This is a genomic window from Serratia sp. 2723 (assembly GCF_050434425.1).
Classification (GTDB): domain Bacteria; phylum Pseudomonadota; class Gammaproteobacteria; order Enterobacterales; family Enterobacteriaceae; genus Chania.
Genome location: NZ_JBNDIN010000009.1, coordinates 24,916 through 39,670 on the forward strand (window position 1 = coordinate 24,916; position 14,755 = coordinate 39,670).

The 14,755-nt window shown below is 57.2% G+C and carries 12 protein-coding genes; all 12 read left to right on the forward strand.

The annotated features are described in order from the left end of the window. Positions 1-237: 237 nt before the first annotated feature. The 12 genes from ABIE29_RS14710 (at position 238) to patD (ending at position 14,677) form a co-directional block, all read left to right on the forward strand. Positions 238-1,674 carry a sensor histidine kinase gene (locus ABIE29_RS14710; protein WP_429619473.1) on the forward strand — a complete coding sequence of 479 codons (1,437 nt, stop codon included), beginning with the start codon at positions 238-240 and terminating at the stop codon, positions 1,672-1,674. A 3-nt stretch (positions 1,675-1,677) separates the two neighbouring features. Further along, positions 1,678-2,559, forward strand: coding sequence for a two-component system QseEF-associated lipoprotein QseG (qseG, locus tag ABIE29_RS14715; protein WP_429619474.1), 882 nt, complete (start codon positions 1,678-1,680; stop codon positions 2,557-2,559). Further along, complete coding sequence (glrR, locus tag ABIE29_RS14720; protein WP_429619475.1) at positions 2,556-3,896, forward strand: two-component system response regulator GlrR; 1,341 nt, start codon at positions 2,556-2,558, stop codon at positions 3,894-3,896. Before qseG ends, glrR begins: the two co-directional genes overlap by 4 nt. 99 nt (positions 3,897-3,995) lie before the next feature. Next, on the forward strand, positions 3,996-5,618 hold the full coding sequence (locus tag ABIE29_RS14725; protein WP_429619476.1) for an NAD+ synthase: 1,623 nt from the start codon (positions 3,996-3,998) through the stop codon (positions 5,616-5,618). Between the two features lie 13 nt (positions 5,619-5,631). Then, positions 5,632-5,970, forward strand: coding sequence for a nitrogen regulatory protein P-II (gene glnB, locus ABIE29_RS14730; RefSeq protein ID WP_004847623.1), 339 nt, complete (start codon positions 5,632-5,634; stop codon positions 5,968-5,970). 182 nt (positions 5,971-6,152) lie between these two features. Then, positions 6,153-7,076, forward strand: a complete 924-nt coding sequence (locus ABIE29_RS14735; protein ID WP_429619480.1) for a LysR substrate-binding domain-containing protein — start codon at positions 6,153-6,155, stop codon at positions 7,074-7,076. A gap of 111 nt (positions 7,077-7,187) precedes the next feature. Further along, positions 7,188-8,651 carry a gamma-aminobutyraldehyde dehydrogenase gene (locus tag ABIE29_RS14740; RefSeq protein WP_429619481.1) on the forward strand — a complete coding sequence of 488 codons (1,464 nt, stop codon included), beginning with the start codon at positions 7,188-7,190 and terminating at the stop codon, positions 8,649-8,651. 74 nt (positions 8,652-8,725) lie between these two features. After that, positions 8,726-9,877 carry a putative ABC transporter substrate-binding protein YdcS gene (ydcS, locus tag ABIE29_RS14745; protein ID WP_429619482.1) on the forward strand — a complete coding sequence of 384 codons (1,152 nt, stop codon included), beginning with the start codon at positions 8,726-8,728 and terminating at the stop codon, positions 9,875-9,877. Between the two features lie 390 nt (positions 9,878-10,267). Then, positions 10,268-11,296 (forward strand): ABC transporter ATP-binding protein, encoded by a 1,029-nt coding sequence (locus ABIE29_RS14750; protein WP_429619483.1) that lies wholly within the window; start codon positions 10,268-10,270, stop codon positions 11,294-11,296. Position 11,297: 1 nt separating this feature from the next. Beyond that, on the forward strand, positions 11,298-12,242 hold the full coding sequence (locus tag ABIE29_RS14755) for an ABC transporter permease (RefSeq protein ID WP_429619484.1): 945 nt from the start codon (positions 11,298-11,300) through the stop codon (positions 12,240-12,242). Further along, positions 12,232-13,038: an ABC transporter permease gene (locus ABIE29_RS14760; RefSeq protein ID WP_071683930.1), complete on the forward strand. Its 807-nt coding sequence runs from the start codon at positions 12,232-12,234 to the stop codon at positions 13,036-13,038. Before ABIE29_RS14755 ends, ABIE29_RS14760 begins: the two co-directional genes overlap by 11 nt. Positions 13,039-13,252: 214 nt before the next feature. Further along, the gene (gene patD / locus ABIE29_RS14765) at positions 13,253-14,677 is read left to right on the forward strand and encodes an aminobutyraldehyde dehydrogenase (protein WP_429619485.1); all 1,425 of its coding nucleotides are present in this window, start codon (positions 13,253-13,255) and stop codon (positions 14,675-14,677) included. Positions 14,678-14,755 lie beyond the last annotated feature (78 nt).

Consider the following 14,755-nt stretch of genomic DNA (forward strand, 5'->3'; position numbering starts at 1 on the left):
ACCCTCTCCCACAGGGCGAGGGAGCTGTCCGGAGTGCTTGGTTGGCCTGTGCAGCTTCGGAAGTGGGGATTAAAGGGATTACGCGGAAAAATCAGCGAACTCGATCGGTCCCCTCTCCTTTTGGGAGAGGGTTAGGGTGAGGGGCAGTTTTTGCTTATCTGAACGCCATTAATCCTCTGCCGGGCTTTTCTCTCCCCGGATAGTCGGTTAGCATCGGGGCAGACTAGAGATAATGAGATGATTTCTTTGAAAAGATGGCGTCTATTTCCGCGCTCGTTGCGCCAATTGGTCGTAATGGCATTCTTGCTGGTGCTGTTACCGCTGCTGGTATTGGCTTATCAGGCTTACCAAAGCCTGGATCATCTCAGCGCGCAGGCGGCGGATATCAACCGCACGACGCTGGTGGATGCCCGGCGCAGTGAGGCAATGACCAGCGTGGCGCTGGAAATGGAGCGCAGCTATCGCCAGTATTGCGTACTGGTCGATCCGACCCTGGAGCGTTTGTATCAGAACCAGCGTAAACAGTATTCACAGATGCTGGATGCCCACGCACCGATCCTGCCGGACGAGCGTTACTACCTGACGTTGCGTAAACTGCTGACTCAGCTTGCCACCATCAAGTGCCAGAGCAGCGGGCCGGACAAGGACGCTTCACTGCTGTTAGAATCTTTTTCGCATTCCAACGCCGAAATGGTCCAGGCCACCCGCAGCGTGATCTTTTCCCGTGGGCAGCAGCTGCAGCAGGCGATCGCCGAGCGCGGCCAATACTTTGGCTGGCAGGCGCTGTTGCTGTTCCTGGTCAGCGTGCTGTTGGTGGTGCTGTTTACCCGCATGATTATCGGGCCCGTCAAGGCCGTTGAGCGTATGATTAACCGCCTGGGGGAAGGGCGACCCATCGGCATGACGGCGTCCTTTAAAGGCCCGCGTGAACTGCGATCTTTGGCTCAGCGCATTATCTGGTTGAGCGAACGCCTGGCCTGGCTGGAATCGCAGCGCCATGAGTTCCTGCGCCATATCTCCCATGAGCTGAAAACGCCGTTAGCCAGCATGCGTGAAGGCACCGAGCTGTTGGCCGATGGCGTGGCAGGCCCGCTCACCTCCGATCAGAAAGAGGTGGTGGCGATCCTCGATCAGAGCAGCCGCCATCTGCAATTGCTGATTGAGCAACTGCTGGATTACAACCGCAAACTGGCAGATGGCCCGTCGGAACATGAGAACGTCGAGCTGGAAGAACTGGTGGACATGGTGGTCGCCGCCCACAGTTTGCCAGCACGTGCCAAGATGATCCGTACGGAAGTCAAACTTGAAGCGGAAATCTGCTGGGCAGAGCCTACGCTATTAATGCGCGTACTGGATAATCTCTACTCCAATGCGGTGCACTACGGCAAGGAATCCGGTAACATTTGGATCCGCAGCCGCCAGGTCGGCCAACGGGTACAGATTGACGTCGCCAATACCGGCAGCGCGATCCCGCAAGCGGAACGAACCATGATTTTTGAGCCTTTTTTCCAGGGGAGTCACCAGAGAAAAGGAGCCGTTAAAGGAAGTGGACTAGGGCTGAGCATTGCACAGGACTGTATTCGCCGTATGCGTGGCGAATTGACATTGGTGGATCTCGCCGATGCCGATGTCTGCTTCCGTATTGAATTGCCATTAACCGCCGAGAATGAATAAATAATGTACACAGGGTCTAATCGCGCTTATCAATCGCAGACCGAAGGTTCACCGCGTGTTTCTCTACGCGCACCGCTCGGCAAACATTCGCTTTCTTTCTTGGGCACGATCCTTTTTGCCCCGTTTCTGCTGATCGGCTGTGTCGATCGTGCCGTCAGTAGCGGCCCGGCCCAGCAGCAACAGGAAGCGATCCCGGATACCAAGGTGGTGGATTACCGCATTGCGCCTTGCGATACGCTATGGCAGCTTGACGAAAAAGAAGCCTTGGAAAACTCACTGTTTTGGCTGCGGGCGATGGACTGCGCCGATCGTATTGGTTCCACACAGGCCAGAGCGTTGGCGAAAACCCTGCCGGGCAACAATTGGCAGAACGTCTTCAAGCAAAGCATTTTGTTGGGGAGCGCTGAGCCTAGCTCGAGCGAGCGCCGCCAGATCATCGATCGTCTGAACAGCTATCGCCTTGAATTCCCTAACTCGCTGCGTCCATTGCTGCAACTGTGGCGTCAGCAGCAGGCGTTGCAAGTGAACCTGTTTGATGAGCGGGCGCGTTACCAGCACCTGCAGGAAAGCACAGACAGCCAGATTGATTCGTTGCGCCAGAACCAGATCCATCTGCAGAACCAGTTGCAGGAGACCTCCCGCAAATTGGAGAACCTGACCGATATCGAACGCCAGCTCTCGTCGCGCAAGCAACTGCAGGGGGAAATCCCGGAAAGCAGCGTAGCGCAGCCTAAAGCAGATGCCGCAGGCAAGTCCGCAGCCCCCGCCAAAGCGGCCGAGCCCCCAGAGCCAGCCCCGGTGACTGAAACCGGTACCGCCTTGCCGGTAGAGCCGGAAGAGACCTACACGCCGCCCACGGCTAACAAGGAGTCCCCAGCGCAATGACAGCTCGCAAACCGGCCAATCTTTTGTTGGTTGACGACGATCCCAGTCTGCTTAAGCTGTTGGGAATGCGCCTGACCAGCGAAGGCTTTCACGTAACCACGGCGGAAAGCGGCCAAGAGGCTTTGCGCCTGTTGGCCCGCGAAAAGATCGACCTGGTGATCAGCGATCTGCGGATGGATGAAATGGACGGCATGGCGCTGTTTGCCGAGATCCAGAAATACCAGCCGGGGATGCCGGTGATTATCCTGACTGCACACGGTTCTATCCCGGACGCGGTGGCGGCGACCCAGCAGGGGGTGTTCAGCTTCCTGACCAAGCCGGTCGATCGCGATGCGTTGTATAAGGCGATCGATGAAGCGCTGTCGCTGTCGTCGATCCCTGCCGGTGATGACAGCTGGCGTGAGGATTTTGTCACCCGCAGCCCGATTATGCTGCGGTTGCTTGAACAGGCGAAGATGGTCGCCCAGTCGGACGTCAGCGTGCTGATCAACGGCCAGAGCGGCACCGGCAAAGAAGTGCTGGCACAGGCCATCCATGCGGCCAGCCCACGGGCCAAGAAAGCCTTTATTGCCATCAACTGCGGCGCGTTGCCGGAGCAACTGCTGGAGTCGGAGCTGTTTGGTCATGCCAAGGGGGCGTTCACTGGTGCCGTCAGCAGCCGTGAGGGTTTATTCCAGGCCGCAGAGGGGGGCACGTTGTTCCTGGATGAGATTGGCGACATGCCGCTCTCGCTTCAGGTGAAATTGCTACGCGTGTTGCAGGAACGCAAGGTGCGCCCACTGGGCAGCAACCGCGATCTGGATATTGACGTACGCATCATTTCCGCCACCCACCGCGATCTGCCTAAAGCGATGGTAAAAAACGAGTTCCGTGAAGATCTCTATTACCGCCTGAACGTGGTTAACCTGAAAATACCGGCGCTCAACGAGCGGGCCGAAGATATCCCACTGCTGGCCAACCATCTGCTACGTGCTTCGGCGCTGCGCCACAAACCTTTTGTACGCAGTTTCTCCTCCGATGCCATGAAACGCCTGATGACCGCCACTTGGCCCGGCAACGTGCGCCAGTTGGTGAACGTGATCGAGCAGTGTGTGGCATTGACCACGGCACCGGTGATCAGCGAAGCGCTGGTCGAGCAGGCGTTGGAAGGGGAAAACACGGCGCTGCCGACCTTTGTCGAGGCGCGCAATCAGTTTGAATTACACTATCTACGTAAGCTGTTGCAGATCACCAAGGGTAACGTCACCCAGGCCGCGCGCATGGCGGGCCGTAACCGTACTGAGTTCTATAAATTGTTGTCGCGCCATGAACTGGATGCCAACGATTTCAAAGAATGATGTTTTCTTTTCTGAACCTGCATGCGCAGGTTCTCAACAAAGTTGCCGGAATGATTTACACTCCGTTTTCTTTGTTGTGGCATGGCAGACCATAGAGATATGAGCAGATCACTTTCCATTGCGTTGGCCCAGCTTAATTTGCTGGTGGGCGATATTGAAGGCAACAGCGAGCGCATGTTGCAAACCGTGCACGAGCAGCAGAAGGCGGGAGCCGATCTGGTCATGTTCACTGAACTGGCGCTGTCCGGCTATCCGCCGGAAGACCTGCTGTACCGTGATGATTTCTACCAGCGCTGCGATATTCAACTAAGCCGTTTGCAACAGGCCTCGGCCGATGTGGCGATCCTGGTCGGCCACCCGTGGCGTGAAGACGGCAAACTGTATAACGCGCTGTCCCTGTTCTCTGAGGGGGCTTTGCAGGCTCGTTACTTCAAGCAACAGCTGCCTAACTATGGCGTGTTCGATGAGAAGCGCTATTTCCATGCGGGCGATAAAAACTGCGTGGTGGAGCTGAAAGGTTATCGCCTGGGGCTGCTGATTTGTGAGGACCTGTGGTTCCCGGAGCCGGTCGATGCGGCAAAAGCGGCGGGGGCAGAGATCCTGCTGTCGATCAATGCTTCCCCGTATAACCGTGAAAAGCCGTATATCCGTAAGACCCTGATGGCGGGCCACTGCCAGCGTACCGGTCTGCCGTTGGTGTACCTTAACCAGATCGGCGGCCAGGACGAACTGATTTTCGACGGTTGTTCGAAAGTCTTTGATGCCGCTGGCAATATGACCCATCGCCTGGCGGCTTTTGCCGAGCAGGTGACCATGCTGGAGTTTAACGGCCTGCAAGTGGTGCCGATGACGGCTCCGGCGGCAGAATTGCCGCAGCTTGCGCAGGTGTATGAAGCGTTGGTGCTGGCGGTGCGCGACTATGTGACCAAGAACGGTTTCAAAGGTGCGGTGCTGGGTCTGTCCGGCGGGATCGATTCGGCGTTGACCCTGGCGATCGCCGTGGATGCGTTGGGTAAAGACAAGGTTCAGGCTTTGATGATGCCGTTCCGCTACACGGCGGATATCAGCATTGCCGATGCCAAGGAAGAGGCAGAAATTCTCGGCATCGAATTTGACGTGGTCTCGATTGAACCGATGTTCGACGCCTTTATGGGCCAGCTTGCTCCGATGTTTGCCGATACCGCACGGGATACCACCGAAGAAAACCTGCAGGCTCGCTGTCGTGGCGTGGTGCTGATGGCGCTGTCTAACAAACGCGGCAGTATCGTGTTGACCACGGGTAACAAAAGCGAAGTGGCGGTTGGGTATTGCACGCTGTATGGTGATATGGCCGGTGGCTTCGACGTATTGAAAGATGTGCCGAAAACTCTGGTGTTCAAGCTTTCCGAATACCGTAATACCGTCTCCTACGTGATCCCTCAGCGGGTGATCGATCGTCCACCGTCTGCCGAACTGGCGCCGGATCAGCTCGATCAGGACAGCCTGCCGCCGTATGACATTCTGGATGCTATTCTGGAAGGTTATGTCGAGCGCGATAAATCGGTAGCCGATCTGGTTGCTGAGGGCTTTGAAGAAGCCGTGGTACGCAAGGTGATCCGCCTGGTGGACATCAACGAGTACAAACGCCGTCAGGCCGCCGTCGGGCCGCGCATTACCGCCCGTAACTTTGGCAAAGACCGCCGTTACCCGATCACCTCCGGCTTTGGCCGTAAAAATTGGTAATTAAGGAATAAAAATGAAAAAAATTGACGCGATTATCAAGCCCTTCAAACTGGATGACGTGCGTGAAGCACTGGCCGAAGTAGGCATCACCGGCATGACCGTGACCGAAGTGAAAGGCTTTGGTCGCCAGAAGGGCCATACCGAACTGTACCGTGGTGCCGAGTATATGGTCGACTTCCTGCCAAAGGTTAAAATCGAGATCGTGGTAGCTGACGATATCGTGGATACCTGTGTGGAAACCATCATGCAGACGGCGCAGACCGGTAAAATCGGCGACGGTAAGATCTTTGTCTTCGACGTGGCCCGTGTGGTGCGTATCCGTACCGGCGAGCAGGACGAAGAAGCGATTTAATCATTCGGCTCCAACAGGCTCACAACAAAGGCGCGGCTTGGCTGCGCCTTTGTTGTTTTTGTGCACTCCCTCCCTATTTGCGTTCTAAAAAAGCGAACGATATCGCGTTTTTCATACATTTCCTGATGGCTTACCGGTGAGCATCTACACTCAAACCAACTGTTTTGTTTGAGGTTGTTACCATGATGACGCTACGCCAAATCCGCCATTTTATTGCCGTGGCCGAAACCGGGTCGATCTCGGCGGCGGCGCAGGCAGTGTTTGTGTCACAGTCTTCGCTCACGCTGGCGATCCAGCAGTTGGAAACCGACATTGGCGTCCGGTTGTTCGAGCGCCACGCCAAGGGAATGAACCTGACCCACCAGGGGCACCAGTTCCTGCGCCAGTCCTACCTGATCCTGGCTACGGTGGAGAATGCCAAACGCAGCTTACAACTAGGCACCGAAAGCCTGAGTGGCAAACTGACCATTGGCGTCACCAGCCTGGTGGCAGGGTATTTTCTGGTGGAATTGCTCAAGCGCTTCAAGTCAGCCTACCCCAACGTGACCATCCAGGTGATTGAGGACGAACGGCCCTATATCGAGCATTTGCTGGTGAGCGGTGAAATCGATATCGGGGTGCTGATCCTGTCGAACATTGAAGACCGCGATGCCTTACAGACCGAAGTGCTGATGCATTCCCCGTATCGCCTGTGGCTGCCGCCGCTGCACCCGCTGCTGGAGCACGAAAGCATCGGTTTGGCAGACGTGGCCAAACAGCCGCTGATCCAGCTCAATGTCGATGAAATGGACGTTCATGCCCGGCGCATCTGGGGACGAGCGGGCCTGAAGCCGGAGATCGCGATGAAGACCGCCTCTACTGAAGCGGTGCGCAGCCTGGTGGCTGCGGGTATGGGTATTGCCATCCTGCCGGACATGGCTTACCGCGCCTGGTCGCTGGAGGGCAATATGATCGAAGCGCGCAAGCTGGTGGATTTGCTGGAACCGCTGGATATCGGCCTGGCTTGGCGGCGTGGCAGTGCGCGGCCTGAACTGGTGACGCCATTCCTCACTATCGCGCGTGAGAACAGCAAAACGAACATGACCGGCCTCAAGCCTTCGATTTAATCGAACGCTGCCTTCAGTATTTAGAATTTGTTGTCCGCAGTGCGCTCGCTTAGTCTGATTAAAACTAACTTATCACATTTAGTTAACGTTTTTGTCACATGGAGCGGCGCAATGGCAGAGCTACAGTTGGTTTCAGGTTTGTCCTGTCGGCAATTCATTAACGGCGAATCGGTCGAGGGTGAAGGCCATCAGGAGACCATTGTTAATCCTGCCAACGGTGAAACATTGGTTGCCATTGCCGAGGCAACGCCAACCCAGGTGGGCAACGCAGTTGCCGCCGCGCAGCGGGCATTTTCCCACTGGTCACGGACCACTCCCGCTTTCCGAGCAGCAGTCCTGCTGCGTATTGCCGATGCCATCGAACGGCAGGCTGAACATCTGGCGCGGCTCGAAGCGCTGAACTGCGGCAAACCTTTCCATCAGGCGTTGAACGACGATCTCCCTGCGGCCATTGACGTATTCCGCTTCTTCGCCGGGGCCGTGCGCACCCAGCAGGGCCAACTGGCCGGTGAATATATTGAGGGCCATACCTCAATGATCCGGCGTGACCCGATCGGCGTGGTGGCCTCCATCGCGCCGTGGAACTATCCGTTGATGATGGCTGCCTGGAAGATTGCTCCAGCGCTGGCTGCGGGCAACACCGTAGTCTTCAAGCCATCTGAACATACCCCCTTGACCATCCTGGCCCTGGTGCCTGCGTTGCAGGAAATCCTGCCGCCAGGCGTGTTGAACATTGTCTACGGCGGTGGCGAAGGCGTGGGCAGCCATCTGGTCGGCCATCCTCAGGTGCGTTTGGTTTCGGTTACCGGGGATATCGTTACCGGGCAAAAAATCTTGCAGGCGGCGGTCAAAAGCGTCAAGCGCACGCATCTGGAACTGGGCGGAAAAGCGCCGGTGATCGTTTGTGACGATGCCGATCTGGATGAGGTCGTCAGCAGTATCCGCACCTTCGGTTACTACAATGCCGGGCAGGATTGCACCGCAGCCTGCCGCATTTACGCTCAGGCAGGTATCTATCCGAAGCTGGTGGAAGCCTTGGGGAACGCGGTCGCCAGCCTGCGCTTTGCCCGCAAGCGTGACGAAGATAATGAAATCGGCCCGCTGATCAGCAGCCGCCAGCGTGACCGGGTGGCCAGCTTTGTCGAACGGGCTCTCAGCCAGCCACATATCGAATTGATTACCGGCGCTGCGGCACACTCCGGCCCTGGCTTTTACTACCAGCCCACGCTATTGGCTGGCTGCCTGCAAACCGATGAAATCGTCCAGCGTGAAGTGTTTGGCCCGGTGGTCAGCGTGACGCGATTCGATACTCTGGAGCAGGCGGTGACCTGGGCCAACGACTCTGAATACGGTCTGGCCTCCTCGGTGTGGACACAGAATATCGACCGTGCGCTGCATATCGCGGCGCATCTGCAATATGGCAGCACCTGGATCAACACCCACTTTACGCTGGCGAGCGAAATGCCCCACGGCGGCTTAAAGCGTTCCGGTTACGGCAAAGATCTCTCCAGCGATTCATTACAGGATTACAGCGTTGTTCGGCACGTGATGGCGAAATTCAAATCTACGTTCTAGCCACACAGTTGATAAAAACTCGGCGGCAACCGTTCCTTGCCGCATATCTAATATGCAACACAGGGGTAATTACGATGGGAAAAACACACGCAATCACCACAGTCACCGCGCTCTGTATGACGATCCTTTGCGGTATGGCTCAGGCCGCCGATACGCCACAGCAGTTGGGCAAAGGGGAAGGGCGGTTGGACATTATCGCCTGGCCTGGCTACATCGAACGGGGTCAGTCCGACAAGAATTACGACTGGGTGACCCAGTTTGAGAAACAGACCGGCTGTGCGGTGAATGTGAAAACCGCTGCGACCTCCGATGAAATGGTCAGCCTGATGGCGAAAGGCGGTTACGATCTGGTGACCGCTTCCGGCGATGCCTCGCTGCGCCTGATCTTCGGCAAACGCGTGCAGCCAATCAATACCGCGCTGATCCCTAACTGGAAGAATATCGATCCACGCCTGCTAAACGGCCCTTGGTACAACGTGGCGGGGAAAACCTACGGTACGCCGTATCAGTGGGGGCCAAACCTGCTGATGTATAACACCAAAACCTTCCCGACGCCGCCAGACAGCTGGGCCGTGGTGTTCCAGCAGCAAAACCTGCCGGACGGCAAGACCAATCAGGGCCGGGTGCAGGCTTACGACGGCCCAATCTATATCGCCGATGCGGCTCTGTTCCTGAAAGCGACTCAACCCCAGCTTGGCATCACCGACCCTTACCAACTGAACGAAGAGCAGTATCAGGCGGCACTGAAACTGCTGCGTAGCCAGCACGCGTTGATCCATCGCTACTGGCATGACACCTCGGTACAGATGAGCGATTTCAAAAACGAAGGCGTGGTGGCCTCCAGTGCCTGGCCGTATCAGGCCAACGCCCTGAAAGGCGAAGGCCAGCCTATCGCTACCGTCTTCCCGAAAGAAGGGGTTACCGGTTGGGCTGATACCACCATGTTGCATGCCGAGGCTAAGCATCCTAGCTGCGCCTACCAGTGGATGAACTGGTCGCTGGAGCCGAAGGTGCAAGGTGACGTCGCTGCCTGGTTTGGTTCGTTACCGGCGGTTCCAGCGGGTTGCAAAGCCAGCACCTTGCTCGGTGACAAAGGGTGTGAAACCAACGGCTTCAGCCAGTTCGACAAGATTGCTTTCTGGAAAACGCCACAGGCCGAGGGCGGCAAGTTCGTCCCTTATAGCCGCTGGACCCAGGACTACATCGCCATCATGGGCGGTAGATAACCACCACTGTTCTCACCTATGAGTGCCTGGCGGCTCCCTCTCCCTTTGAGAGAGGTTGGGTGAACTGCTGGACTATATCGCCATTACGGGCGGTAGATAACCACCACTGTTCTCACCTACGAGTGCCTGGCGGCTCCCTCTCCCTTTGAGAGAGGTTGGGTGAACTGCTGGACTATATCGCCATTACGGGTGGTAGATAACCACCACTGTTCTAACCTACGAGTGCCTGACGGCTCCCTCTCCCTTTGAGAGAGGTTGGGTGAACTGCTGGACTATATCGCCATTACGGGTGGTAGATAACCACCACTGTTCTAACCTACGAGTGCCTGACGGCTCCCTCTCCCTGTGGGAGAGGGTTGGGGGGAGGGGCAACATTTTGGAGTGTACATCATGACCATTGCTGTGCAATTTATCGATGTCTCGCGCATTTTCGGCGATGTTCGCGCCGTAGATCGGGTTTCTGTTGCAATACAGGACGGCGAGTTTTTCTCCATGCTTGGGCCTTCTGGCTCGGGTAAAACCACCTGCCTGCGGTTGATCGCCGGTTTTGAGCAACTAAGCTCCGGCTCCATCCGTATTCATGGGCAAGAGGCGAGCAATCTGCCGCCTTATCAGCGCGATGTGAATACCGTGTTCCAGGACTATGCGCTGTTCCCGCATATGTCGGTGCTGGAGAACGTGGCCTACGGTCTGATGGTGAAAGGCGTTGCCAAGCGTGAGCGGCTGGCGCGGGCAAACCAGGCGCTGGAAAGCGTGGCGTTAGGGTTTGCCGCCGAACGTAAACCGGCACACCTTTCCGGCGGCCAGCGTCAGCGCGTGGCCCTGGCTCGTGCATTGGTCAATCGCCCACGCGTACTGCTGCTGGATGAACCACTCGGAGCGCTGGATCTGAAACTGCGTGAGCAGATGCAGGGGGAGTTGAAGAAGCTGCAACGCCAACTGGGTATCACCTTTATTTTCGTCACGCACGATCAAAGCGAAGCCCTGTCGATGTCCGATCGGGTGGCGGTGTTTAACAATGGCCGTATTGAGCAGGTAGACACGCCACGCGAACTGTATATGCGGCCAAGAACGCCGTTTGTTGCCGAGTTTGTCGGCACGTCCAACGTGGTACGCAGCGAGCTGGCGGAGCGGCTGCTGGGGCAATCGGCCACCTTCTCGATCCGCCCGGAGCATATCCGCCTGCTGGATCAAAGCGGCGCAACTCAGGGGGAAGTGCAGGTTCAAGGCACCTTGCAGGATATCCATTACCAAGGGGCGGCGACACGCTATGAAATCGCCCTGAGCAGCGGTGAGAAACTGCTGGTCAGCCAGGCTAACCCGCAGTGGCAGGCCGTGGCACAGCAGCGCCTGATCGGTCAGCCGGTCACCGCCTGTTGGGCCAGAGAGGCAATGGTACCGCTGCTGGAGGAGAGGTGAGATGGACATGAGCATCGAGCAGCCGACAGCGCCCGGCGGTAAAATTCGCGCGATTTCAACCTACCTGTACCGCAAGCCAACGCTATATCTGCTGCTGTTGCTGGTGCCACCGCTGCTGTGGTTTGGGGCGGTATATCTTGGTTCGCTGCTGACCCTGCTGTGGCAGGGCTTCTATACCTTCGACGATTTCACCATGACGGTGACGCCGGATCTGACCTTCGCCAACCTGAGCGCGTTGTTCAACCCGGCCAACTACGACATCATCGTGCGTACGCTGACCATGGCGGTGGTGGTTTCGCTGGCCAGTGCGGTATTGGCATTCCCAATCGCCTACTATATGGCCCGTTATACCAGCGGCAGAGTGAAAGCGTTCTTTTATATCGCCGTGATGATGCCGATGTGGGCCAGCTACATCGTTAAAGCCTATGCCTGGACGTTGCTGCTGGCGAAAGACGGTGTGGCGCAGTGGTTCCTGCAACATATGGGGCTGGAGCCGGTATTGGCGAGCATCCTGAACATTCCCGGCGTAGGGGGCAATACATTATCTACCTCCGGCCTTGGGCGCTTTCTGGTGTTTGTCTATATCTGGCTACCGTTCATGATTTTGCCGATCCAGGCGGCGTTAGAGCGCTTGCCGCCTTCGTTGCTGCACGCTTCTGCGGATCTGGGCGCGCGCCCGTCCCAAACGTTTCGCTATGTGATCCTGCCGCTGGCGGTGCCGGGTATCGCAGCCGGTTCCATCTTCACCTTTTCACTGACGCTGGGTGATTTTATCGTGTCACAGCTGGTGGGGCCGCCGGGCTACTTTATCGGCAGCATGGTGTATGCCCAACAGGGGGCGATCGGCAATATGCCGATGGCGGCCGCCTTTACGCTGGTGCCGATCGTCCTGATCGCCATTTATCTCTCGATTGTGAAACGCCTGGGGGCCTTCGATGCACTCTGAACGCGCGCCGTTAGGGCTGAAACTGGCCGCCTGGGGTGGTCTGATCTTCCTGCACTTCCCGATAGTGATTATCGCCATGTACGCCTTCAACACCGAAGACGCGGCATTCAGCTTCCCACCGCAGGGCTTTACCCTGCATTGGTTCAGCGTGGCGGCGGGGCGGCAGGACATTATTGATGCGGTACTGCTTTCGGTGCAGATCGCCTGCCTGGCCACGGCAATTGCGCTGGTGCTCGGCACGCTGGCCGCTGCGGCGCTGTATCGCCGGGATTTCTTCGGCAAGGACAGCATTTCGTTGCTGCTGTTGTTACCTATCGCCTTGCCGGGGATCGTCACCGGTCTGGCACTGCTGGCGGCCTTCAAGGCGCTGAATATCGAACCGGGGATCATGACGATCGTCATCGGTCATGCCACCTTCTGCGTGGTGATCGTGTTCAACAACGTGATCGCTCGCTTCCGCCGTACCTCACACAGCCTGATCGAAGCCTCGATGGATTTGGGGGCTGATGGTTGGCAGACCTTCCGTTACGTGATCTTGCCGAATCTGGGTTCGGCACTGTTGGCGGGGGGGATGCTGGCGTTTGCCCTGTCATTCGACGAAATCATCGTGACCACCTTTACCGCCGGGCACGAACGTACGCTGCCGCTGTGGTTGCTGAACCAACTGGGCCGCCCACGTGATGTGCCGATCACCAACGTGGTCGCTCTGTCGGTGATGGTATTGACGATGTTCCCGATCCTGGGCGCGTACTACCTGACCAAAGGCGGAGAAAGCGTTGCAGGCAGCGGTAAATAACACCTCCTTCGTCTTTCAAGCCATAGCGTTGTTGGCTGCGAGCGTAAACCCCAGCCACTTATTTTGTATAAGCTCCTGGGGATTTACGCTCTTGCCGCCTGGCTATGACTTGAAATCCATTGGGGATGGGAACTGTATTTCCAAGAATGAATAACGAGGTGTTTGCCATAAAGGCAGGCACCGAATTACGCCAACATTTTCAAAGGATAACCCTATGCAAAGCCAACTGCTGATTAATGGTCAACTGGTTACCGGCCAGGGCGAAAAGTTGCCGGTCTACAACCCGGCGACGGGAGAAGTGATTGTGCAGGTGGCCGAGGCCAGCGCACAGCAGGTTGAAGAGGCCGTGCAGGCCGCCGATGAGGCGTTTGAACAGTGGGGGCAAACCACCCCGAAAGAGCGTGCCGAACACTTACTGGCTCTGGCGGACGTGATTGACCAACATGCGGAAACCTTCGCCAAACTGGAATCCCTCAACTGCGGCAAGCCTTATCACTGCGCGTTGAATGACGAACTGCCTGCGGTGGCCGATGTCTTCCGCTTCTTTGCCGGTGCCAGCCGTTGCCTGAGTGGCATGGCGGCCGGTGAATATCTGGCGGGGCACACTTCGATGATCCGCCGCGATCCGCTGGGTGTGGTGGCTTCGATTGCTCCCTGGAACTACCCGCTGATGATGGCCGCCTGGAAGTTGGCACCCGCGTTGGCGGCGGGGAACTGCGTGGTGATCAAACCTTCTGAACAGACGCCGCTAACCACCTTCAAGCTGGCCGAACTGGCCGCTGGCGTGTTTCCGCCGGGCGTACTCAACGTGTTGTTTGGCCGTGGTGCCAGCGTGGGCGATGTGCTGACCGGCCATGACAAGGTGCGCATGGTGTCTCTTACCGGTTCTATTGCTACCGGCGAGCATATCATTGCCCACACCGCACCTGGGATTAAACGCACCCATATGGAGCTGGGAGGCAAAGCGCCGGTAATCGTCTTCGATGATGCCGATATCCAGCAGGTTGTTGACGGTATCCGCACCTTCGGTTTTTACAATGCCGGGCAGGATTGCACAGCCGCCTGCCGGATCTATGCTCAAAAAGGCATTTACCCACAACTGGTGAAAGCGCTGGGTGAAGCGGTGGCCAGCTTGAAGATCGGGCCTCCGGAAGACAGCAGTACCGAATTAGGGCCGTTGATCACTTCCCAGCATCTGGAGCGAGTGATTGGCTTTGTTGAGCGAGCCAAAGCACTGCCTCATATCCAGGTGGTCACCGGGGGCGAAAAAGTCGCTGGCCCTGGCTTCTATTTCCAACCAACGCTGTTGGCAGGCGCACGCCAGGAAGATGAAATCGTCCAGCGCGAAGTGTTTGGCCCGGTAGTGACGGTGACGGAATTCGACGACGAAGCGCAGGTGCTGGCCTGGGCCAACGCCTCCAATTACGGCTTGGCTTCCTCCTTGTGGACGCGGGACGTAGGGCGTGCCCATCGCCTGAGCGCGCGTTTGCAGTATGGCTGCACCTGGGTCAACACCCACTTTATGCTGGTGAGCGAAATGCCGCACGGCGGGCAGAAACTGTCCGGCTATGGTAAAGACATGTCGATGTACGGGCTGGAGGATTACACCGCCATTCGCCACGTGATGTTCAAACACTAATCTGCTTGATCTGGCAGGATTTATACGCACAATAACGCGGCTCTCAGGCTGGCTTCGGCTGGCCTGATAATAATAAAG

Excerpts from the sequence above, each read along its gene's own strand:
- ABIE29_RS14710 (WP_429619473.1), top strand. The coding sequence starts at position 238 with ATGATTTCTTTGAAAAGATGGCGTCTATTTCCGCGCTCGTTGCGCCAA.
- qseG (WP_429619474.1), top strand. The coding sequence starts at position 1,678 with ATGTACACAGGGTCTAATCGCGCTTATCAATCGCAGACCGAAGGTTCA.
- glrR (WP_429619475.1), top strand. The coding sequence starts at position 2,556 with ATGACAGCTCGCAAACCGGCCAATCTTTTGTTGGTTGACGACGATCCC.
- ABIE29_RS14725 (WP_429619476.1), top strand. The coding sequence starts at position 3,996 with ATGAGCAGATCACTTTCCATTGCGTTGGCCCAGCTTAATTTGCTGGTG.
- glnB (WP_004847623.1), top strand. The coding sequence starts at position 5,632 with ATGAAAAAAATTGACGCGATTATCAAGCCCTTCAAACTGGATGACGTG.
- ABIE29_RS14735 (WP_429619480.1), top strand. The coding sequence starts at position 6,153 with ATGATGACGCTACGCCAAATCCGCCATTTTATTGCCGTGGCCGAAACC.
- ABIE29_RS14740 (WP_429619481.1), top strand. The coding sequence starts at position 7,188 with ATGGCAGAGCTACAGTTGGTTTCAGGTTTGTCCTGTCGGCAATTCATT.
- ydcS (WP_429619482.1), top strand. The coding sequence starts at position 8,726 with ATGGGAAAAACACACGCAATCACCACAGTCACCGCGCTCTGTATGACG.
- ABIE29_RS14750 (WP_429619483.1), top strand. The coding sequence starts at position 10,268 with ATGACCATTGCTGTGCAATTTATCGATGTCTCGCGCATTTTCGGCGAT.
- ABIE29_RS14755 (WP_429619484.1), top strand. The coding sequence starts at position 11,298 with ATGGACATGAGCATCGAGCAGCCGACAGCGCCCGGCGGTAAAATTCGC.
- ABIE29_RS14760 (WP_071683930.1), top strand. The coding sequence starts at position 12,232 with ATGCACTCTGAACGCGCGCCGTTAGGGCTGAAACTGGCCGCCTGGGGT.
- patD (WP_429619485.1), top strand. The coding sequence starts at position 13,253 with ATGCAAAGCCAACTGCTGATTAATGGTCAACTGGTTACCGGCCAGGGC.